The organism is Salmonella sp. SA14318 (genome assembly GCF_029866905.1).
Classification (GTDB): Bacteria; Pseudomonadota; Gammaproteobacteria; order Enterobacterales; family Enterobacteriaceae; genus Salmonella; species Salmonella enterica.
Window position 1 is genome coordinate 1 of sequence record NZ_CP123283.1, and the last position, 20,797, is coordinate 20,797.

Annotated in this window: 17 protein-coding genes and 10 pseudogenes; 10 read left to right on the forward strand and 17 right to left on the reverse strand. The window is 53.5% G+C overall.

The genetic code is table 11. The features are described 5' to 3' along the window. The first annotated feature begins 49 nt into the window (after positions 1–49). Positions 50–688 (forward strand): recombinase family protein, encoded by a 639-nt coding sequence (locus QEN32_RS22465; protein WP_024245155.1) that lies wholly within the window; start codon positions 50–52, stop codon positions 686–688. A 98-nt stretch (positions 689–786) separates the two neighbouring features. Here QEN32_RS22465 and QEN32_RS22470 read toward each other — a convergent pair. Then, positions 787–2,538: pseudogene (locus QEN32_RS22470) on the reverse strand (Tn3-like element TnAs1 family transposase); the annotation flags it as partial. Between the two features lie 3 nt (positions 2,539–2,541). Here QEN32_RS22470 and QEN32_RS22475 point away from each other — a divergent pair. Continuing rightward, on the forward strand, positions 2,542–2,934 hold the full coding sequence (locus QEN32_RS22475) for an isochorismatase family cysteine hydrolase (RefSeq protein ID WP_001351729.1): 393 nt from the start codon (positions 2,542–2,544) through the stop codon (positions 2,932–2,934). A gap of 137 nt (positions 2,935–3,071) precedes the next feature. After that, positions 3,072–3,956 carry an EamA family transporter gene (locus tag QEN32_RS22480; protein ID WP_000058717.1) on the forward strand — a complete coding sequence of 295 codons (885 nt, stop codon included), beginning with the start codon at positions 3,072–3,074 and terminating at the stop codon, positions 3,954–3,956. A gap of 31 nt (positions 3,957–3,987) precedes the next feature. Here the strand turns inward: QEN32_RS22480 and tet(A) are convergent, their stop codons facing one another. Further along, positions 3,988–5,187 (reverse strand): tetracycline efflux MFS transporter Tet(A), encoded by a 1,200-nt coding sequence (gene tet(A) / locus QEN32_RS22485; RefSeq protein ID WP_000804064.1) that lies wholly within the window; start codon positions 5,185–5,187, stop codon positions 3,988–3,990. Positions 5,188–5,292: 105 nt separating this feature from the next. On the opposite strand from tet(A), the gene tetR(A) reads away from it, so the two are divergent. After that, complete coding sequence (gene tetR(A) / locus QEN32_RS22490) at positions 5,293–5,943, forward strand: tetracycline resistance transcriptional repressor TetR(A) (RefSeq protein WP_038989485.1); 651 nt, start codon at positions 5,293–5,295, stop codon at positions 5,941–5,943. A 31-nt stretch (positions 5,944–5,974) separates the two neighbouring features. Here the strand turns inward: tetR(A) and QEN32_RS22495 are convergent, their stop codons facing one another. The 4 genes and pseudogenes from QEN32_RS22495 to QEN32_RS22510 form a co-directional block, all read right to left on the reverse strand. Then, a complete protein-coding gene (locus tag QEN32_RS22495) occupies positions 5,975–6,220 on the reverse strand; it encodes a hypothetical protein (RefSeq protein ID WP_041937891.1) in 246 nt (81 codons plus the stop codon). Beyond that, positions 6,200–6,571, reverse strand: a pseudogene (locus QEN32_RS22500) (DUF4158 domain-containing protein); the annotation flags it as partial. The pseudogene QEN32_RS22500 and the gene QEN32_RS22495, both read right to left, overlap by 21 nt. Before the next feature lie 3 nt (positions 6,572–6,574). Further along, positions 6,575–6,925 (reverse strand): annotated as a pseudogene (locus tag QEN32_RS22505) (recombinase family protein); the annotation flags it as partial. Positions 6,926–6,978: 53 nt separating this feature from the next. Continuing rightward, positions 6,979–7,683 (reverse strand): IS6-like element IS26 family transposase, encoded by a 705-nt coding sequence (locus tag QEN32_RS22510; RefSeq protein WP_001067858.1) that lies wholly within the window; start codon positions 7,681–7,683, stop codon positions 6,979–6,981. A gap of 185 nt (positions 7,684–7,868) precedes the next feature. On the opposite strand from QEN32_RS22510, the gene QEN32_RS22515 reads away from it, so the two are divergent. Beyond that, positions 7,869–8,729 (forward strand): broad-spectrum class A beta-lactamase TEM-1, encoded by an 861-nt coding sequence (locus tag QEN32_RS22515; protein WP_000027057.1) that lies wholly within the window; start codon positions 7,869–7,871, stop codon positions 8,727–8,729. Positions 8,730–8,986: 257 nt separating this feature from the next. On the opposite strand, the gene sul3 is transcribed toward QEN32_RS22515, so the two are convergent. The 5 genes and pseudogenes from sul3 to QEN32_RS22540 form a co-directional block, all read right to left on the reverse strand. Then, positions 8,987–9,778 (reverse strand): sulfonamide-resistant dihydropteroate synthase Sul3, encoded by a 792-nt coding sequence (gene sul3, locus QEN32_RS22520; protein WP_000034420.1) that lies wholly within the window; start codon positions 9,776–9,778, stop codon positions 8,987–8,989. 468 nt (positions 9,779–10,246) lie between these two features. Next, complete coding sequence (locus QEN32_RS22525) at positions 10,247–10,492, reverse strand: GrpB family protein (protein ID WP_001354008.1); 246 nt, start codon at positions 10,490–10,492, stop codon at positions 10,247–10,249. A gap of 37 nt (positions 10,493–10,529) precedes the next feature. Further along, positions 10,530–11,393, reverse strand: a complete 864-nt coding sequence (locus QEN32_RS22530) for an SDR family oxidoreductase (protein ID WP_000612791.1) — start codon at positions 11,391–11,393, stop codon at positions 10,530–10,532. A 128-nt stretch (positions 11,394–11,521) separates the two neighbouring features. Further along, positions 11,522–11,791, reverse strand: a pseudogene (locus QEN32_RS22535) (hypothetical protein); the annotation flags it as partial. Positions 11,792–11,842: 51 nt separating this feature from the next. Further along, a complete protein-coding gene (locus tag QEN32_RS22540) occupies positions 11,843–12,547 on the reverse strand; it encodes an IS6-like element IS26 family transposase (RefSeq protein ID WP_001067855.1) in 705 nt (234 codons plus the stop codon). A 67-nt stretch (positions 12,548–12,614) separates the two neighbouring features. Here QEN32_RS22540 and QEN32_RS22545 point away from each other — a divergent pair. Then, positions 12,615–13,043, forward strand: a pseudogene (locus QEN32_RS22545) (recombinase family protein); the annotation flags it as partial. A gap of 318 nt (positions 13,044–13,361) precedes the next feature. Here the strand turns inward: QEN32_RS22545 and QEN32_RS22550 are convergent. The 5 genes and pseudogenes from QEN32_RS22550 to QEN32_RS22570 all read right to left on the reverse strand — a co-directional run bounded on the left by QEN32_RS22550 (position 13,362) and on the right by QEN32_RS22570 (position 16,989). Further along, positions 13,362–14,018 (reverse strand): quinolone resistance pentapeptide repeat protein QnrS1, encoded by a 657-nt coding sequence (locus QEN32_RS22550; protein ID WP_001516695.1) that lies wholly within the window; start codon positions 14,016–14,018, stop codon positions 13,362–13,364. 390 nt (positions 14,019–14,408) lie between these two features. Further along, positions 14,409–14,666: pseudogene (locus QEN32_RS22555) on the reverse strand (ISKra4 family transposase); the annotation flags it as partial. A gap of 53 nt (positions 14,667–14,719) precedes the next feature. After that, entirely contained in the window at positions 14,720–15,424 is a 705-nt protein-coding gene (locus QEN32_RS22560) for an IS6-like element IS26 family transposase (protein WP_001067858.1), read from the reverse strand. A gap of 36 nt (positions 15,425–15,460) precedes the next feature. Continuing rightward, the gene (locus QEN32_RS22565) at positions 15,461–16,066 is read right to left on the reverse strand and encodes an Lnu(F)/Lnu(G) family lincosamide nucleotidyltransferase (RefSeq protein ID WP_348273032.1); all 606 of its coding nucleotides are present in this window, start codon (positions 16,064–16,066) and stop codon (positions 15,461–15,463) included. Positions 16,067–16,150: 84 nt separating this feature from the next. Further along, positions 16,151–16,989, reverse strand: a pseudogene (locus tag QEN32_RS22570) (AadA family aminoglycoside 3''-O-nucleotidyltransferase). Positions 16,990–17,134: 145 nt separating this feature from the next. Between QEN32_RS22570 and intI1 the strand changes: the two are divergent. The 4 genes and pseudogenes from intI1 to QEN32_RS22590 all read left to right on the forward strand — a co-directional run bounded on the left by intI1 (position 17,135) and on the right by QEN32_RS22590 (position 19,861). Further along, positions 17,135–18,148 (forward strand): class 1 integron integrase IntI1, encoded by a 1,014-nt coding sequence (intI1, locus tag QEN32_RS22575; protein WP_000845048.1) that lies wholly within the window; start codon positions 17,135–17,137, stop codon positions 18,146–18,148. 202 nt (positions 18,149–18,350) lie between these two features. Next, positions 18,351–18,701: pseudogene (locus tag QEN32_RS22580) on the forward strand (DUF3330 domain-containing protein); the annotation flags it as partial. Between the two features lie 175 nt (positions 18,702–18,876). Beyond that, positions 18,877–19,092: pseudogene (locus QEN32_RS22585) on the forward strand (recombinase family protein); the annotation flags it as partial. Positions 19,093–19,156: 64 nt separating this feature from the next. Next, complete coding sequence (locus QEN32_RS22590; protein WP_001067858.1) at positions 19,157–19,861, forward strand: IS6-like element IS26 family transposase; 705 nt, start codon at positions 19,157–19,159, stop codon at positions 19,859–19,861. Between the two features lie 51 nt (positions 19,862–19,912). Here QEN32_RS22590 and QEN32_RS22595 read toward each other — a convergent pair. Further along, positions 19,913–20,656: pseudogene (locus QEN32_RS22595) on the reverse strand (IS5 family transposase); the annotation flags it as partial. Between the last annotated feature and the right edge of the window lie 141 nt (positions 20,657–20,797).

A 20,797-nucleotide genomic window follows, 5' to 3' on the forward strand; every position in this document is an offset into this window, starting at 1 on the left:
GTACTGTATAGTTATGCTTTAACTACCTAAATCGAACTGGTTCTACACTGTGACTCAAACTGTACCGAAAGGCTTTGTCCGGGCTTATTTACGCGCCTCTACATCTGAACAAGATGCTTCTCGCGCTCTGGCTGCGATTGATAGTTTTGCCGAGGAACGTGGGCTGAACATTTGCAATTACTACATTGAGAATGAATCTGGTTCGAGGCTTGACCGGCCTGAATTATTCAGGTTGCTCAAAGACTGCCGGCACAACGATATTCTCTTAATTGAGGATGTAGATCGGCTCTCACGTCTGACTGGCGAAGACTGGAACAGCTTGAAAAAATTGATTAGGCAGAAAGATATACGAGTGATGGCCATCAACGTTCCGACAACATGGATAGCTTCAGGAAGCCATGATTTTGATAGCCGCATGTTTGCTGCAATTAACGATATGTTGCTCGACATGCTGGCTGCTGTGGCACGTCGTGACTATGAACAACGCCGGGAACGTCAAAGACAGGGGATTAGTAAAGCTCAAAAAGAGGGAAGGTATAAGGGGCGACAGGCCAATAAGGAGCGATACGATGCCATCAATCGGTTGCTCGATAGCGGTAGTTCCTGGAGTCAGGTACAGAAAATTATGGCCTGTAGTCGAGGGACAATTAGTAGTGCTGTAAAATCGAGGAAGTTGAACGCCATTTAAGCTAGTAGTTACAACACTCAATAGAATTTAAGCCGACTCTGCTTGGCTTGCGAGTGTGGCTAATAGGGGAGCCCGCAGAATTCGGAAAAAATCGTACGCTAAGGTTTTCCGGGCATCCGTAAGGGCCGAAACTTCCCGTCTTCCAGTCTGCGGCTCTGCCGCCAGACGTAATCGCCGGTTAGGTTGATGTGCTCCCAGCCCAGCGGCGACAGGAATTGCAGCAGCTCGCCGTCCACCGGCTTGCCGGCCTCGACCAACCCCTGGGTGGCGCGTTCCAGGTACACCGTGTTCCACAGCACGATAGCCGCCGTCACCAGGTTGAGGCCGCTGGCCCGGTAGCGCTGCTGCTCGAAGCTCCGATCCCTGATTTCCCCAAGGCGGTTGAAGAACACCGCCCTGGCCAGCGAGTTGCGCGCCTCACCTTTGTTCAGGCCGGCATGCACGCGGCGGCGCAGTTCAACACTTTGCAGCCAGTCCAGGATGAACAGCGTGCGCTCGATCCGGCCCAGCTCGCGCAGGGCCACGGCCAGTCCGTTCTGGCGCGGGTAGCTGCCGAGCTTGCGCAGCATCAGCGAGGCGGTGACGGTGCCCTGCTTGATCGAGCTGGCCAGGCGCAGGATGTCGTCCCAGTGGGCACGCACGTGCTTGATGTTCAGGGTGCCGCCGATCAGCGGGCGCAACGTCGGGTAGGCTTGCACGCCCTGCGGCACGTACAGCTTGGTTTCGCCGAGGTCGCGGATGCGCGGCGCGAAGCGGAAGCCTAGCAGGTGCATCAGGGCAAAGACGTGATCGGTGAAGCCGGCCGTGTCGGTGTAGTGCTCCTCGATCCGCAGGTCGGACTCGTGGTACAGCAGGCCGTCGAGCACATAGGTGGAATCGCGGACGCCGACATTCACCACGCGGGTGCTGAACGGCGCGTACTGGTCGGAGATATGGGTATAGAACAGCCGTCCCGGCTCGCTACCGTACTTCGGGTTGACGTGCCCGGTGCTCTCGCCCCGGCCACCCGCGCGGAAGCGCTGGCCATCGGAGGATGAGGTCGTGCCGTCGCCCCAGTGGGCGGCAAAGGCGTGGCGATACTGGTGGTTGACCAGCTCGGCCAAGGCCGCCGAATAGGTTTCGTCGCGGATGTGCCAGGCTTGCAGCCAGGACAGCTTGGCGTAGGTCAGGCCGGGGCTCGACTCGGCCATCTTGGTCAGCCCGAGGTTGATCGCATCACCGAGGATTGCGGACAGCAGCAACGTCCTGTCTTTGGCCTCGGCCCCGTCCTTCAAGTGGGTGAAGTGGCGGCTGAAGCCCGTCCAGTCGTCCACGTCCATCAGCAGTTCGGTGATCTTGATGCGCGGCAGTAACTGGCTGGTTTGGTCGATCAGCGCCTGCGCCCGATCCGGCACCGCCGCATCCAGCGGGGTGATTTTCAGCCCTGACTCGGTGAGGATGGCATCGGGCAGCTCGTTGTCCTTGGCCAGGCGGGTGACGGTGGCCAACTGCTCGTCCAGCAGCTGCAAACGCTCTTCCAGGTACTGGTCGCTGTTCGGGTTGATCGCCAGGGGCAGGGCCTGCTCGCGCTTGAGTGCGGCGAACTTCTCGGCCGGCAGCAGGTAGTCGTCGAAGTCGCGGAACTGCCGCGAGCCCTTGACCCAGATGTCGCCGGAGCGCAGGGCGTTCTTCAGCTCGGACAGGGCGCAGATTTCGTAGAATTTCCGGTCGAGGCCTTCCGGGGTGATCACCAGCGGCTTCCAGCGCGGCTTGATGAAGGCCGTGGGTGCATCGGCCGGCACCTTGCGCAGGTTGTCGGCGTTCATCTCACGCAGGGTCTGCACGGCTGCCAGCACGCCTTGCGCGGCCGGCCCGTGCTGTTCCCCAACTTTTCGCTCGGCGAAGAGTATGAACATGCGCCGCCGGCGACGAATCGCCAAATCTCACCGTATCTCCCGAGCGGACGATTTCGCACCGGTCTGCCCGTCGAAGGGCTTGCGATCGAACGGGGCGACCTTTTCTATGCATGTCCGCGAGCCAGCGTCTTTTATGGCACGGCGCTCGACGCCGACCTTCGGACGCGCGGCGTAAGCACGCTTGTCATGGCCGGGATAAGCACCACCGGCGTTGTTCTTTCAAGCGTCGCCTGGGCTAGTGATGCGGACTACGACGTGCGTTTGGTCCAGGACTGCTGCTACGACCCGGATCGGGATGCCCACGAAGCTCTGTTGCGTTCCGGGTTCGGCGGACGTGTACAGGTCGTGTAATTTTCGGGCCTCGCATGATCGCGGCCATAGCCGCAGGTGGATTGGTGCGAGGCAGGGCCAGTCCAAGTCAGGGTGCGGTCATCGCGGCGCCTGCAACTCTCAAAAACCCATCGCCGTAGCGGAGGTCTTGTAATCGCATGTCATTACGCACGCCCGATTTATTGTTCACAGCGATAGCACCTGCCATTTGGGGCAGCACCTACATTGTCACCACCCAATACCTGCCGAACTTCTCACCGATGACGGTCGCGATGCTGCGGGCGTTGCCGGCGGGTTTATTGCTCGTGATGATCGTCCGACAGATTCCAACGGGAATCTGGTGGATGCGCATCTTCATCCTCGGCGCACTTAATATTTCGCTATTCTGGAGCTTGTTGTTTATTTCGGTCTACCGCCTGCCGGGCGGGGTCGCGGCGACGGTAGGCGCTGTGCAGCCGCTGATGGTCGTGTTCATCTCTGCCGCTCTGCTAGGTAGCCCGATACGATTGATGGCGGTCCTGGGGGCTATTTGCGGAACTGCGGGCGTGGCGCTGTTGGTGTTGACACCAAACGCAGCGCTAGATCCTGTCGGCGTCGCAGCGGGCCTGGCGGGGGCGGTTTCCATGGCGTTCGGAACCGTGCTGACCCGCAAGTGGCAACCTCCCGTGCCTCTGCTCACCTTTACCGCCTGGCAACTGGCGGCCGGAGGACTTCTGCTCGTTCCAGTAGCTTTAGTGTTTGATCCGCCAATCCCGATGCCTACAGGAACCAATGTTCTCGGCCTGGCGTGGCTCGGCCTGATCGGAGCGGGTTTAACCTACTTCCTTTGGTTCCGGGGGATCTCGCGACTCGAACCTACAGTTGTTTCCTTACTGGGCTTTCTCAGCCCGGGGACCGCCGTGTTGCTAGGATGGTTGTTCTTGGATCAGACGCTGAGTGCGCTTCAAATCATCGGCGTCCTGCTCGTGATCGGGAGTATCTGGCTGGGCCAACGTTCCAACCGCACTCCTAGGGCGCGTATAGCTTGCCGGAAGTCGCCTTGACCCGCATGGCATAGGCCTATCGTTTCCACGATCAGCGATCGGCTCGTTGCCCTGCGCCGCTCCAAAGCCCGCGACGCAGCGCCGGCAGGCAGAGCAAGTAGAGGGCAGCGCCTGCAATCCATGCCCACCCGTTCCACGTTGTTATAGAAGCCGCATAGATCGCCGTGAAGAGGAGGGGTCCGACGATCGAGGTCAGGCTGGTGAGCGCCGCCAGTGAGCCTTGCAGCTGCCCCTGACGTTCCTCATCCACCTGCCTGGACAACATTGCTTGCAGCGCCGGCATTCCGATGCCACCCGAAGCAAGCAGGACCATGATCGGGAACGCCATCCATCCCCGTGTCGCGAAGGCAAGCAGGATGTAGCCTGTGCCGTCGGCAATCATTCCGAGCATGAGTGCCCGCCTTTCGCCGAGCCGGGCGGCTACAGGGCCGGTGATCATTGCCTGGGCGAGTGAATGCAGAATGCCAAATGCGGCAAGCGAAATGCCGATCGTGGTCGCGTCCCAGTGAAAGCGATCCTCGCCGAAAATGACCCAAAGCGCGGCCGGCACCTGTCCGACAAGTTGCATGATGAAGAAGACCGCCATCAGGGCGGCGACGACGGTCATGCCCCGGGCCCACCGGAACGAAGCGAGCGGGTTGAGAGCCTCCCGGCGTAACGGCCGGCGTTCGCCTTTGTGCGACTCCGGCAAAAGGAAACAGCCCGTCAGGAAATTGAGGCCGTTCAAGGCTGCCGCGGCGAAGAACGGAGCGTGGGGGGAGAAACCGCCCATCAGCCCACCGAGCACAGGTCCCGCGACCATCCCGAACCCGAAACAGGCGCTCATGAAGCCGAAGTGCCGCGCGCGCTCATCGCCATCAGTGATATCGGCAATATAAGCGCCGGCTACCGCCCCAGTCGCCCCGGTGATGCCGGCCACGATCCGCCCGATATAGAGAACCCAAAGGAAAGGCGCCGTCGCCATGATGGCGTAGTCGACAGCAGCGCCGGCCAGCGAGACGAGCAAGACCGGCCGCCGCCCGAAACGATCCGACAGCGCGCCCAGCACAGGTGCGCAGGCAAATTGCATCAACGCATACAGCGCCAGCAGAATGCCATAGTGGGCGGTGACGTCGTTCGAGTGAACCAGATCGCGCAGGAGGCCCGGCAGCACCGGCATAATCAGGCCGATGCCGACAGCGTCGAGCGCGACAGTGCTCAGAATTACGATCAGGGGTCTGTTGGGTTTCACGTCTGGCCTCCGGACCAGCCTCCGCTGGTCCGATTGAACGCGCGGATTCTTTATCACTGATAAGTTGGTGGACATATTATGTTTATCAGTGATAAAGTGTCAAGCATGACAAAGTTGCAGCCGAATACAGTGATCCGTGCCGCCCTGGACCTGTTGAACGAGGTCGGCGTAGACGGTCTGACGACACGCAAACTGGCGGAACGGTTGGGGGTTCAGCAGCCGGCGCTTTACTGGCACTTCAGGAACAAGCGGGCGCTGCTCGACGCACTGGCCGAAGCCATGCTGGCGGAGAATCATACGCATTCGGTGCCGAGAGCCGACGACGACTGGCGCTCATTTCTGATCGGGAATGCCCGCAGCTTCAGGCAGGCGCTGCTCGCCTACCGCGATGGCGCGCGCATCCATGCCGGCACGCGACCGGGCGCACCGCAGATGGAAACGGCCGACGCGCAGCTTCGCTTCCTCTGCGAGGCGGGTTTTTCGGCCGGGGACGCCGTCAATGCGCTGATGACAATCAGCTACTTCACTGTTGGGGCCGTGCTTGAGGAGCAGGCCGGCGACAGCGATGCCGGCGAGCGCGGCGGCACCGTTGAACAGGCTCCGCTCTCGCCGCTGTTGCGGGCCGCGATAGACGCCTTCGACGAAGCCCGTCCGGACGCAGCGTTCGAGCAGGGACTCGCGGTGATTGTCGATGGATTGGCGAAAAGGAGGCTCGTTGTCAGGAACGTTGAAGGACCGAGAAAGGGTGACGATTGATCAGGACCGCTGCCGGAGCGCAACCCACTCACTACAGCAGAGCCATGTAGACAACATCCCCTCCCCCTTTCCACCGCGTCAGACGCCCGTAGCAGCCCGCTACGGGCTTTTTCATGCCCTGCCCTAGCGTCCAAGCCTCACGGCCGCGCTCGGCCTCTCTGGCGGCCTTCTGGCGCTCCTGCTGCGGCGTCCGCTCGTGGGCCGTGGCGCGGGTCCGCGCGCCGGCCTCGTGCGCCTGGCGCTCGCGGGCGAGGTCCAGGGCGCGGAAGTCGGACAGGCCGAACGGGGCCAGTTGCAGGTAGGTGCGCAGTTCCTGGGCATGCTCGCGACGGGTCACGTCGCGCTCGCCGTACTTTGCCCAGCTCGCCGGCTCGGCCTGGACTTGCTTCGCCACCCACAGGATGACCGGCTCGGGCAGCTCGCTGTCGGTTCCCAGCGCGTAACCGGGGTAGCGCAGCAGGCAGAGCTGCACGGCGAAGCCGAGGCGGTTGGCGTCGCCGCGTCGCTGGCGGATCAGCGACAGGTCGGAGTCGTTGAAGGTGTAGTAGCGGATCAGGTCATCCTGGCTTTCCGGCAGCGCAAGCAGGGTGTCCCGCTCCGTGGCCGAGAGGATCAAGCGACGCGGCATGTGTCAGTCGTCCGTGCGGAGGTACTGGTAGAGGGTTTCCCGGCTGATGTTGAACTCGCGGGCAAGCTGCGCCTTGGGCTCGCCGGCCGTCGCTCGCTGCCGCAGGGTAGCAGCCTGCTCATCGGACAGGGCTTTCTTGCGGCCCCGGTACGCGCCACGCTGCTTGGCCAAGGCGATGCCCTCACGCTGCCGCTCGCGGATCAGGGCGCGCTCGAACTCAGCGAAGGCCCCCATCACCGACAGCATCAGGTTGGCCATCGGCGAGTCCTCGCCAGTGAACACCAGGCCCTCCTTCAGGAACTCGATGCGCACGCCGCGCTGAGTCAGCTTCTGTACCAAGCGACGCAGGTCATCGGGCACTGTTGCAAAGTTAGCGATGAGGCAGCCTTTTGTCTTATTCAAAGGCCTTACATTTCAAAAACTCTGCTTACCAGGCGCATTTCGCCCAGGGGATCACCATAATAAAATGCTGAGGCCTGGCCTTTGCGTAGTGCACGCATCACCTCAATACCTTTGATGGTGGCGTAAGCCGTCTTCATGGATTTAAATCCCAGCGTGGCGTTGATTATCCGTTTCAGTTTGCCATGATCGCATTCAATCACGTTGTTCCGGTACTTAATCTGTCGGTGTTCAACGTCAGACGGGCACCGGCCTTCGCGTTTGAGCAGAGCAAGCGCGCGACCATAGGCGGGCGCTTTATCCGTGTTGATGAATCGTGGGATCTGCCACTTCTTCACGTTGTTGAGGATTTTACCCAGAAACCGGTATGCAGCTTTGCTGTTACGACGGGAGGAGAGATAAAAATCGACAGTGCGGCCCCGGCTGTCGACGGCCCGGTACAGATACGCCCAGCGGCCATTGACCTTCACGTAGGTTTCATCCATGTGCCACGGGCAAAGATCGGAAGGGTTACGCCAGTACCAGCGCAGCCGTTTTTCCATTTCAGGCGCATAACGCTGAACCCAGCGGTAAATCGTGGAGTGATCGACATTCACTCCGCGTTCAGCCAGCATCTCCTGCAGCTCACGGTAACTGATGCCGTATTTGCAGTACCAGCGTACGGCCCACAGAATGATGTCACGCTGAAAATGCCGGCCTTTGAATGGGTTCATGTGCAGCTCCATCAGCAAAAGGGGATGATAAGTTTATCACCACCGACTATTTGCAACAGTGCCCTTTTCGGGGAAATGTGCGCGGAACCCCTATTTGTTTATTTTTCTAAATACATTCAAATATGTATCCGCTCATGAGACAATAACCCTGGTAAATGCTTCAATAATATTGAAAAAGGAAGAGTATGAGTATTCAACATTTTCGTGTCGCCCTTATTCCCTTTTTTGCGGCATTTTGCCTTCCTGTTTTTGCTCACCCAGAAACGCTGGTGAAAGTAAAAGATGCTGAAGATCAGTTGGGTGCACGAGTGGGTTACATCGAACTGGATCTCAACAGCGGTAAGATCCTTGAGAGTTTTCGCCCCGAAGAACGTTTTCCAATGATGAGCACTTTTAAAGTTCTGCTATGTGGTGCGGTATTATCCCGTGTTGACGCCGGGCAAGAGCAACTCGGTCGCCGCATACACTATTCTCAGAATGACTTGGTTGAGTACTCACCAGTCACAGAAAAGCATCTTACGGATGGCATGACAGTAAGAGAATTATGCAGTGCTGCCATAACCATGAGTGATAACACTGCTGCCAACTTACTTCTGACAACGATCGGAGGACCGAAGGAGCTAACCGCTTTTTTGCACAACATGGGGGATCATGTAACTCGCCTTGATCGTTGGGAACCGGAGCTGAATGAAGCCATACCAAACGACGAGCGTGACACCACGATGCCTGCAGCAATGGCAACAACGTTGCGCAAACTATTAACTGGCGAACTACTTACTCTAGCTTCCCGGCAACAATTAATAGACTGGATGGAGGCGGATAAAGTTGCAGGACCACTTCTGCGCTCGGCCCTTCCGGCTGGCTGGTTTATTGCTGATAAATCTGGAGCCGGTGAGCGTGGGTCTCGCGGTATCATTGCAGCACTGGGGCCAGATGGTAAGCCCTCCCGTATCGTAGTTATCTACACGACGGGGAGTCAGGCAACTATGGATGAACGAAATAGACAGATCGCTGAGATAGGTGCCTCACTGATTAAGCATTGGTAACTGTCAGACCAAGTTTACTCATATATACTTTAGATTGATTTAAAACTTCATTTTTAATTTAAAAGGATCTAGGTGAAGATCCTTTTTGATAATCTCATGACCAAAATCCCTTAACGTGAGTTTTCGTTCCACTGAGCGTCAGACCCCTATGATTACCCTCTTAGTAACAGTTCGAAAGATCCAGACCTAAGTCAAGTACGCCAACACAACTTCAGAGCAAGTATAGCATATTCATTTAGAAAGCTAAAAAAATAAAACTAACCTAGGGCTTTGGATATTTTCAAGGCATCTGATAAAGACTTAACATCATGGGTGCGGAGATAATCTGCACCTTTTTTGTATGCATACATTTCTGCTGCAAGAGTTGGTGCTAAACGAGATTTCACATCGGTTCCAGTTATTTTACCTAAGAATGATTTCCGTGACACTGCAATCATTACTTGCAAATTAAAAGCTTCTTGAATTTCAGGGAAACGCTTCAAAACAAGAATAGATGTTTCTGGATTAGAGCCTAAAAAGAAGCCCATACCCGGATCAAGAATAATTCGTTCACGCTTTACACCAGCCTCAACTAAAGCAGCAATTCTTTCTTTAAAAAATTCCATCATGGAAGTAAAAACCTCTTCCGGATTCGTTTCAACTTTAGTAGCTGCACCAATTCGCTGAACGGAGTGCATCAACACAAGTTTGCAATCTGACTTTGCCAAGCCTGAATAAATCTCAGGATAAGGAAAACCTTGAATATCATTAATAAAATCAACCTTTTGTTCTATGCAAAAACTCTGAACCTCAGGTTTAAATGTATCAACAGAAATAGAAATGCCTTTTTCTTTTAAAGCCTTAATGACAGGTTTGAGTCTTTTGATTTCTTCCACAACGCCCACTTCAGTTGTATCAGGATTACTGGAAGCGGCTCCCAAATCAATCACATCTGCTCCATCTTCAACCAAATGCAGAGCATGCTCAATTGCCTTATCTGTATCTAAATAAAGTCCTCCATCGGAAAAACTATCGGTGGTTATATTTACGATTCCAAAAATCTTGCTCATATCATTTTGCTTTGATTACAAAAGTAGCATTTATCTTAATTGACTAATTATCACTTACGCAAATTGACACATTTTCCCTATCTTTGCAGCCTAATTTTTTTGTTTTAATTCATTATGAAAACTGATAGGAACTGTCATTTCGAGTTTTTCGCGGTTTTGGGTCAAAATTCGGTTTTTTCCCCGAACTACGACTGTTTTCGCACCCCGAACAACTAATCCAATCAGAATTTTCCGGCAACGCCGACTCCAAGAAGTGTAATTCCAGTCTATTTCTGCCGTCAACCCCTGATTCGCGTTAATGCGACAAAGCTCAAACACATAACTCCCCCACGAAGCCATATAAACTCCGATTTCGAGGTGTTATCCTGTTCCGCATAAACTTCGTTTTTGGGTATTATACCTACACCAAAGCAAGAAGATTATGGGTCCAAACTTCATTTGTATATTTTGCAAACAAATATCTGCCTGTCATATCTGTCGGAGTGTGGTGATACTCCTTTGCATTAAAAATGCGCTGATAAAAGGTAGTTCAGCAAAAGGCGAAACGCCAATAAATATATCTATAACCGGTTTCGCCCGTTGATTGGGTATCGCCGTGCTTCCGATATGTTCAATGGCTACGGCATGAGAACCGAAAAAATGGAGCAATTTTATTTTCTCTTCTTCAAAATTCTTTGTCCAATCCGGGTTATATTCCATAATTTCAATTTTCATGATAGTTTCGTCCTTGCCTCAAAAACCATGTTTGGTATTATACTCCATATCTCTCCGGTGCAGGAATAGCCTTTTCTGATGCACGGCTAACAGCTTCCCATTCTTCCCAGGTAGCCATCCGTGCTTTTAAGGTATCCATCGCCAAATCGTATACCATGCTGCCAAGGATAAGCCTCAAAGGCGGATTATTGCTGGCTACTAATTTCATAAGGGCTTCCGCTGCCAAGGAAGGATCACTATCGACCGAATCTTCGGAATACTGTTTCGCCAGCTCATCGCGCAGTGTACCGTATGAATCTAATGGATTGCTGTAACTCATCGAAGTGTATAAATCTGTCCAATATCCTCCTGGTTCCACCATAGTGAGTTTCACTCCGAAATGTTCCGCTTCTTTTGCTAAGGCTTCACTCATTCCTTCCAGCGCAAATTTACTTGCACTGTAAATACCAGACATCGGACCCGAGATAATAGCGCCAATGCTTGTAATCTGTATGATATGTCCAGAACGCTGCGACCTCAAATAGGGCATCACTGCCTGACAAACCCAAAGAGCTCCAAAAAAGTTTGTGTCCATTAGTTTCCGAGCATCGGATTCGTTTAGTTCTTCAATCATACCCATAGTCATGATACCCGCATTATTAACAACAATATCAAGCCTACCGAAATGTTTAACTGCTGTTTCAACCGTAGAAAAAACAGCCTCCCTATCTGTAACATCGAGGTTTAATGGCAGTAAGCTCTCTTGATATGTTTCTTCTAGCTTCGCCAAATTATCGATAGTCCTTGCAACTGCAACAACTTTATCCCCGGCTTTCAAGGCGGCGCATGTAAAAGCATAGCCAAGCCCCTTGCTTGCTCCGGTAATAAACCATACTCTTTTATTTTCGCTATTAGGTATCATAGATATTCTCCTTTAGGCTATTATAGAAAGATTATTATAAGCGAAATTAATACCGTTAAACGCCATGAGCCCGACAATTTTGAGCACTTTGTTTTGTACTCCCAGAAGCTCACCACTACAAATTATCATCAACCCGGTCCTTTTTTCAGTCCACTTGCGGTTTTCATTGTTACTTTGTCATAGCGTCGTGTCAGAATGCGGCAGAGAACAGCGTTTACTATCAACGCAACACCAGACCAGAAAAACCATGTATTAACACCTATAACCTCAACAACCGGACCTGCAACAAGTAAGCCTATCGGCATAGAAAGAGTCATGGCGGTCATCAAAAGGGAAAACACCTTGCCCATCATTTCAGGGGCAATGCTTTCTTGAACATAAGCCATAACAGGAACATGGCACTGTTGCAAAGTTAGCGATGAGGCAGCCTTTTGTCTTATTCAAAGGCCTTACATTTCAAAAACTCTGCTTACCAGGCGCATTTCGCCCAGGGGATCACCATAATAAAATGCTGAGGCCTGGCCTTTGCGTAGTGCACGCATCACCTCAATACCTTTGATGGTGGCGTAAGCCGTCTTCATGGATTTAAATCCCAGCGTGGCGCCGATTATCCGTTTCAGTTTGCCATGATCGCATTCAATCACGTTGTTCCGGTACTTAATCTGTCGGTGTTCAACGTCAGACGGGCACCGGCCTTCGCGTTTGAGCAGAGCAAGCGCGCGACCATAGGCGGGCGCTTTATCCGTGTTGATGAATCGCGGGATCTGCCACTTCTTCACGTTGTTGAGGATTTTACCCAGAAACCGGTATGCAGCTTTGCTGTTACGACGGGAGGAGAGATAAAAATCGACAGTGCGGCCCCGGCTGTCGACGGCCCGGTACAGATACGCCCAGCGGCCATTGACCTTCACGTAGGTTTCATCCATGTGCCACGGGCAAAGATCGGAAGGGTTACGCCAGTACCAGCGCAGCCGTTTTTCCATTTCAGGCGCATAACGCTGAACCCAGCGGTAAATCGTGGAGTGATCGACATTCACTCCGCGTTCAGCCAGCATCTCCTGCAGCTCACGGTAACTGATGCCGTATTTGCAGTACCAGCGTACGGCCCACAGAATGATGTCACGCTGAAAATGCCGGCCTTTGAATGGGTTCATGTGCAGCTCCATCAGCAAAAGGGGATGATAAGTTTATCACCACCGACTATTTGCAACAGTGCCCTCGGTCGTATGGAAGCTGGACCGCCTCGGTCGTGATCTTCGTCATCTCATTAATACAGTGCACGACCTGACCGCGAGGGGGACCGGTCTGAAAGTGCTGACCGGTCACGGGGCGACTATCGACACAACAACGGCCGCTGGCAAGCTTGTCTTCGGTATCTTTGCCGCACTGGCGGAGTTTGAGCGCGAACTGATTGCTGAAAGAACGACTGCAGGTCTGGCATCAGCAAGAGCCCGTGGGCGGAACGGCGGCCGACCTTATAAAATGACGCCAGTCAAACTGCGACTGGCAATGGCATCAATGGGACAATCAGAAACAAAGGTCAGTACGCTATGCCAGGAACTTGGGATAACCCGGCAAACTTTGTACAGGCATATTTCCCCTGTTGGTCAACTGCGGGCGGACGGGATCAAGCTGCTCAACCGTGGATAATTTGAACGGACGGAAAAATCTGGGGTTCCGGCGTAGTACCCCTATCACCTCCACATTTTTGCAACAGTGCCTTATAAATGGCAGCCTTATGTTTACTTGCCAAGATGGGCTACCATATGATGTTTTATACTGAGCAATATTAATATTATCTTTAATGGAAAAATTAAGCCCACTAAGTGACCCACTGCTATATGGCTCTATTGTGAAGACGCCTGAGGGTAAAAATTTATACATGGTTGTCCCTATGTCTATTATTGCAAGGTTGACAATATTATTCGTTTTATAAATTTGAGCGTTTAAAATCACACATCAAAGCAATTAGTCAGGATAAACAACAATACCCAGTGCTTCGAGAATCAGTTCTTGCTGCCAGGCTGCAATTTTGATACCTGATGTATCGACTTTGCGGGGATCTAAACCGTCGAGTTCGGCGTGGCATAAATTGGCACCCTGTAGGCTAAATTGCCCCCAGACATCTTCGGAAAAAACACCTCGACTTAAGTCTGACTCTTTCAGTGATGCACCCGCTAGGTTCGTTCCTATCCAGCGATTTTCAAACAACTCACATTTTTCTAAACAAACCCTCTCCATATTGGCATAGGAAAGATTACATCCAGAAATAAATGCTGAGCAAAAGTACATACGATTACTCACTTGATGGGCAAAGTTTGTTCGGGAAAAGTTGGCACCTTTTAAATCACACGCACGGAACTCTATACCGTAGCAATTGGCATTACTGAAGTTTGCCATCGCAAGTTGGCATTGTTGGAAACTTGCATCACGAAGATCTGCGACATCAAAGTGGCAGCCTTCGATATCACCCTGTTCAATGAACTTGCAGTTGACGAATGTCGTATCACGCAAGTTAGCACGTCGAAAGTCGCTGCGAATGAATGTGCAAGCGGTGAAGGTGAGATCACTTAAGTCTTTATGTGAAAAGTTGTGGTGCCGATATGTATGATTGTAGGTTTCCATGAGTACTCCTTGTTGAAAGGAGGGCTAGACTACCATTATACATATGCCAAGACATTAAAATAAAAGCCTGTTACATCAACACATTACAACCCCTCAATTTACCTGTTTTAAGTGGTCAAATTGGCGCGTAGAGCGCCTATCGCTCTTGCATTGGCACGCGGCCCTGTTGAAAAAAGTTATTCGCTTTAGATAGGGTTAGGAGAGCCGTGCTTCGCCGGTAAAAAATCGGACTATCCGACGCAGGGCGGACTCATCGGCGGAGAAGCAAACTTTGACTATATCTCCCTACACTTGGAAGAGGGCTAGACTGGCCCCATAGATCACCAGACACTTCGACTCTCTTAAAATAAGAGGTAGTCGAGAGCATAAAAAATATTGGGGCAGCGTGAGCTATGCTGCCATCGCTGGTCCCTTCCCGTCACTTTGAAAACCCGGATACCAGCAGACAAATTTATCCTGCAGTTCGTTATTCAAAACGGCGGTCCGGGTCTGTAACAAATAATGAGCCCCTTTTCTGCTCCACTGCATCTGCTGCTTTTTGGCCATTCGTCTGGCGATCACTTCATTGATCGTGGATTCCACAAACGCGGTTGATACCGGCTCTCCGTACCGACGCATTTCGCCGTAGTTTGGGATCATCATCTTATTAGGCACTGTTGCAAAGTTAGCGATGAGGCAGCCTTTTGTCTTATTCAAAGGCCTTACATTTCAAAAACTCTGCTTACCAGGCGCATTTCGCCCAGGGGATCACCATAATAAAATGCTGAGGCCTGGCCTTTGCGTAGTGCACGCATCACCTCAATACCTTTGATGGTGGCGTAAGCCGTCTTCATGGATTTAAATCCCAGCGTGGCGTTGATTATCCGTTTCAGTTTGCCATGATCGCATTCAATCACGTTGTTCCGGTACTTAATCTGTCGGTGTTCAACGTCAGACGGGCACCGGCCTTCGCGTTTGAGCAGAGCAAGCGCGCGACCATAGGCGGGCGCTTTATCCGTGTTGATGAATCGTGGGATCTGCCACTTCTTCACGTTGTTGAGGATTTTACCCAGAAACCGGTATGCAGCTTTGCTGTTACGACGGGAGGAGAGATAAAAATCGACAGTGCGGCCCCGGCTGTCGACGGCCCGGTACAGATACGCCCAGCGGCCATTGACCTTCACGTAGGTTTCATCCATGTGCCACGGGCAAAGATCGGAAGGGTTACGCCAGTACCAGCGCAGCCGTTTTTCCATTTCAGGCGCATAACGCTGAACCCAGCGGTAAATCGTGGAGTGATCGACATTCACTCCGCGTTCAGCCAGCATCTCCTGCAGCTCACGGTAACTGATGCCGTATTTGCAGTACCAGCGTACGGCCCACAGAATGATGTCACGCTGAAAATGCCGGCCTTTGAATGGGTTCATGTGCAGCTCCATCAGCAAAAGGGGATGATAAGTTTATCACCACCGACTATTTGCAACAGTGCCGTCTGTTGCCCCTTCGTGGAGTCGAACCAGCTTGAGTAGGTTTTCATGTGCTTTGCTGAGCAAAGCCCAGGCGCGAGCGTACTCTCCCCGATTTAAAAGATTGGCCCCAAAGAGCATCAGGCTGATGAGGTTCAACACAAGCCCTTCCACCAGCGGCGCGCCTTCACGTATCGGGGGACCGCCCACGAGAGCGCTTGCGTACCTTGACAACTCTCCTGATCGGTCCAACAAAACAGCCGCCTCAAGCGAGGGAAACCACCCATAGCCTTGCCAAGTGGAAATGACCGGTATGTCCGATTTTCGCATGAAATGGAATTCACCGCGAATGCCGTTTTCAAAAAGTGCGGTGTGGTGGCCGAAGTCGTCCGGAAAGTAAGCAGCAACCGGACTTACGGCATTAAGCCACGAGCGCTGATCGAAATTTTCAAAATGGTCATCCTGGATGAACACTGCGAATTCGATATCAGAGAACTCGTCACCCTCTCCGATAGCAAATGAGCCGAACATCAATGCCGCGATTATTCGTGCATCCTCATGACAACCTTCCTTGAAGAGTTCGATCATTTTCAGTTGAAGCATAGAAATATCCTTTTATTGAAGCCACAGATTATGAGGAAAGGTATACGCAGATTTTTGTTTTTTTTCGTCAGCACAACGCCGGAGTTAAGCCGCCGCGCGTAGCGCGGTCGGCTTGAACGAATTGTTAGACATCATTTACCAACTGACTTGATGATCTCGCCTTTCACAAAGCGAATAAATTCTTCCAAGTGATCTGCGCGTGAGGCCAAGTGATCTTCTTTTTGTCCCAGATAAGCTTGCTTAGCTTCAAGTAAGACGGGCTGATACTGGGCAGGTAGGCGTTTTATTGCCCAGTCGGCAGCGACATCCTTCGGCGCGATTTTGCCGGTTATTGCGCTGTACCAAATGCGGGACAACGTAAGCACTACATTTCGCTCATCGCCGGCCCAGTCGGGCTGCGAGTTCCATAGCTTCAAGGTTTCCCTCAGCGCCTCGAATAGATCCTGTTCAGGAACCGGGTCAAAGAATTCCTCCGCTGCCGGACCTACCAAGGCAACGCTATGTTCTCTTGCTTTTGTAAGCAGGATAGCTAGATCAATGTCGATCATGGCTGGCTCGAAGATACCCGCAAGAATGTCATTGCGCTGCCATTCTCCAAATTGCAGCTCGCGCTTAGCCGGATAACGCCACGGGATGATGTCGTCATGCACGACAAGGGTGACTTCTATAGCGCGGAGCGTCTCGCTCTCGCCAGGGAAAGCCGAAGCCTCCATAAGGTCATTGAGCAATGCTCGCCGCGTCGTTTCATCAAGCTTTACGGCCACAGTAACCAACAAATCAATATCGCTGTATGGCTTCAGGCCGCCATCCACTGCGGAGCCGTACAAATGCACGGCCAGCAACGTTGATTCCAGATGGCGCTCAATGACGCTTAGCACCTCTGATAGTTGGTTCGAAATTTCGATGGTCACCGCTACCCTCATGATGTCTAACTTTGTTTTAGGGCGACTGCCCTGCTGCGTAACATCGTTGCTGCTCCATAACATCAAACATCGACCCACGGCGTAACGCGCTTGCTGCTTGGATGCCCGAGGCATAGACTGTACAAAAAAACAGTCATAACAAGCCATGAAAACCGCCACTGCGCCGTTACCACCGCTGCGTTCGGTCAAGGTTCTGGACCAGTTGCGTGAGCGCATACGCTACTTGCATTACAGTTTACGAACCGAACAGGCTTATGTCCACTGGGTTCGTGCCTTCATCCGTTTCCACGGTGTGCGTCACCCGGCAACCTTGGGCAGCAGCGAAGTCGAGGCATTTCTGTCCTGGCTGGCGAACGAGCGCAAGGTTTCGGTCTCCACGCATCGTCAGGCATTGGCGGCCTTGCTGTTCTTCTACGGCAAGGTGCTGTGCACGGATCTGCCCTGGCTTCAGGAGATCGGAAGACCTCGGCCGTCGCGGCGCTTGCCGGTGGTGCTGACCCCGGATGAAGTGGTTCGCATCCTCGGTTTTCTGGAAGGCGAGCATCGTTTGTTCGCCCAGCTTCTGTATGGAACGGGCATGCGGATCAGTGAGGGTTTGCAACTGCGGGTCAAGGATCTGGATTTCGATCACGGCACGATCATCGTGCGGGAGGGCAAGGGCTCCAAGGATCGGGCCTTGATGTTACCCGAGAGCTTGGCACCCAGCCTGCGCGAGCAGCTGTCGCGTGCACGGGCATGGTGGCTGAAGGACCAGGCCGAGGGCCGCAGCGGCGTTGCGCTTCCCGACGCCCTTGAGCGGAAGTATCCGCGCGCCGGGCATTCCTGGCCGTGGTTCTGGGTTTTTGCGCAGCACACGCATTCGACCGATCCACGGAGCGGTGTCGTGCGTCGCCATCACATGTATGACCAGACCTTTCAGCGCGCCTTCAAACGTGCCGTAGAACAAGCAGGCATCACGAAGCCCGCCACACCGCACACCCTCCGCCACTCGTTCGCGACGGCCTTGCTCCGCAGCGGTTACGACATTCGAACCGTGCAGGATCTGCTCGGCCATTCCGACGTCTCTACGACGATGATTTACACGCATGTGCTGAAAGTTGGCGGTGCCGGAGTGCGCTCACCGCTTGATGCGCTGCCGCCCCTCACTAGTGAGAGGTAGGGCAGCGCAAGTCAATCCTGGCGGATTCACTACCCCTGCGCGAAGGCCATCGGTGCCGCATCGAACGGCCGGTTGCGGAAAGTCCTCCCTGCGTCCGCTGATGGCCGGCAGCAGCCCGTCGTTGCCTGATGGATCCAACCCCTCCGCTGCTATAGTGCAGTCGGCTTCTGACGTTCAGTGCAGCCGTCTTCTGAAAACGACAATGGAGGTGGTAGCCGAGGGTGTGGAAACACCCGACTGCCTTGCGTGGTTGCGGCAGGCGGGTTGCGACACGGTGCAGGGTTTCCTGTTCGCCAGGCCGATGCCGGCGGCGGCCTTCGTCGGCTTCGTCAACCAATGGAGGAACACCACCATGAACGCCAATGAACCGAGCACCAGTTGCTGCGTGTGCTGCAAGGAAATCCCGCTCGATGCCGCCTTCACGCCGGAAGGGGCCGAGTACGTGGAGCATTTCTGCGGGCTGGAGTGCTATCAGCGCTTCCAGGCGCGGGCCAGCACTGCGACCGAAACCAGCGTCAAACCGGACGCTTGTGATTCGCCGCCGTCAGGTTGAGGCATACCCTAACTTGATGTCAGGCAGGGCCGCGCCGCTTCGTCAGAATAGAGTCTGCTTTCCCATTTTTTGACACATGCCCGCGAAGGTTATAGATTTCAGCCTGACAGAAATGGGCTTTGAGGCACAACGGAACAGAAAGTGCACTTAAGCCGCCTTCAACCAAGGAGACATCGTGCAGGGGCACCGCATCGGCTACGTCCGGGTCAGCAGCTTTGACCAGAACCCGGAACGCCAGCTGGAACAAACCCAGGTGAGCAAGGTGTTCACCGACAAGGCATCGGGCAAGGACACCCAGCGCCCCCAGCTCGAAGCGCTGCTGAGCTTCGTCCGCGAAGGCGATACAGTGGTGGTGCACAGCATGGATCGGCTGGCCCGCAACCTCGATGACCGGCACTGTTGCAAATAGTCGGTGGTGATAAACTTATCATCCCCTTTTGCTGATGGAGCTGCACATGAACCCATTCAAAGGCCGGCATTTTCAGCGTGACATCATTCTGTGGGCCGTACGCTGGTACTGCAAATACGGCATCAGTTACCGTGAGCTGCAGGAGATGCTGGCTGAACGCGGAGTGAATGTCGATCACTCCACGATTTACCGCTGGGTTCAGCGTTATGCGCCTGAAATGGAAAAACGGCTGCGCTGGTACTGGCGTAACCCTTCCGATCTTTGCCCGTGGCACATGGATGAAACCTACGTGAAGGTCAATGGCCGCTGGGCGTATCTGTACCGGGCCGTCGACAGCCGGGGCCGCACTGTCGATTTTTATCTCTCCTCCCGTCGTAACAGCAAAGCTGCATACCGGTTTCTGGGTAAAATCCTCAACAACGTGAAGAAGTGGCAGATCCCACGATTCATCAACACGGATAAAGCGCCCGCCTATGGTCGCGCGCTTGCTCTGCTCAAACGCGAAGGCCGGTGCCCGTCTGACGTTGAACACCGACAGATTAAGTACCGGAACAACGTGATTGAATGCGATCATGGCAAACTGAAACGGATAATCAACGCCACGCTGGGATTTAAATCCATGAAGACGGCTTACGCCACCATCAAAGGTATTGAGGTGATGCGTGCACTACGCAAAGGCCAGGCCTCAGCATTTTATTATGGTGATCCCCTGGGCGAAATGCGCCTGGTAAGCAGAGTTTTTGAAATGTAAGGCCTTTGAATAAGACAAAAGGCTGCCTCATCGCTAACTTTGCAACAGTGCCGCACGGTTACGGTCTGCATATTCACCGGGCCAGTAACCCGCGCCTTTTCGGGGCGGGATAAGCGCGCTGATTTTCTTACGCCGCAGTTCATCGTGACAGAGTTGGGTGTCGTAAGCGCCGTCTGCCGATGCTGCCCTGATTTTTCTGTGAGTCTGCCGGATAAGACCCGGGAAGGCTTCTGAGTCCGTCACATTGTTCAGCGACAGGTTTGCACAGATGATTTCATGTGTGTTGCTGTCAACTGCCAGATGCAACTTTCGCCATATACGACGGCGTTCCTGGCCATGCTTTTTGACTTTCCATTCGCCTTCACCAAAGACCTTCAGCCCGGTGGAATCAATCACCAGATGCGCGATTTCACCCCGGGTGAACGTTTTGAAACTGACATTAACCGACTTTGCGCGCTTGCTGACACTGGTGTAATCCGGGCAGCGCAACGGAACATTCATCAGTGTAAAAATGGAATCAATAAAACCCTGTGCAGCCCGCAGGGTCAACCTGAACACGCGTTTAATGACCAGAACGGTGGTGATGGCGAGATCAGAATAGCGCTGAGGTCTTCCCCGTGATGAAGGCGTTGCCGACTCATACCAGGCCTGAATAGCTTCATCATCCAGCCAGAAAGTTATGGAGCCACGGTTGATGAGGGCTTTATTGTAGGTGGGCCAGTTGGTTATTTTGAACTTTTGCTTTGCCACGGAATGGTCTGCGTTGTCGGGAAGATGCGTGATCTGATCCTTCAACTCAGCAAAAGTTCGATTTATTCAACAAAGCCGTCTGTGTTGTAAAATGGCGCCGAAAGCCCGGCGTAGCCGGTTGCCGGGCTATAAATTCTGCCACCCTACCCCCTGCCCTGATTAGCCTTAACTCGCGAACAGCAATGA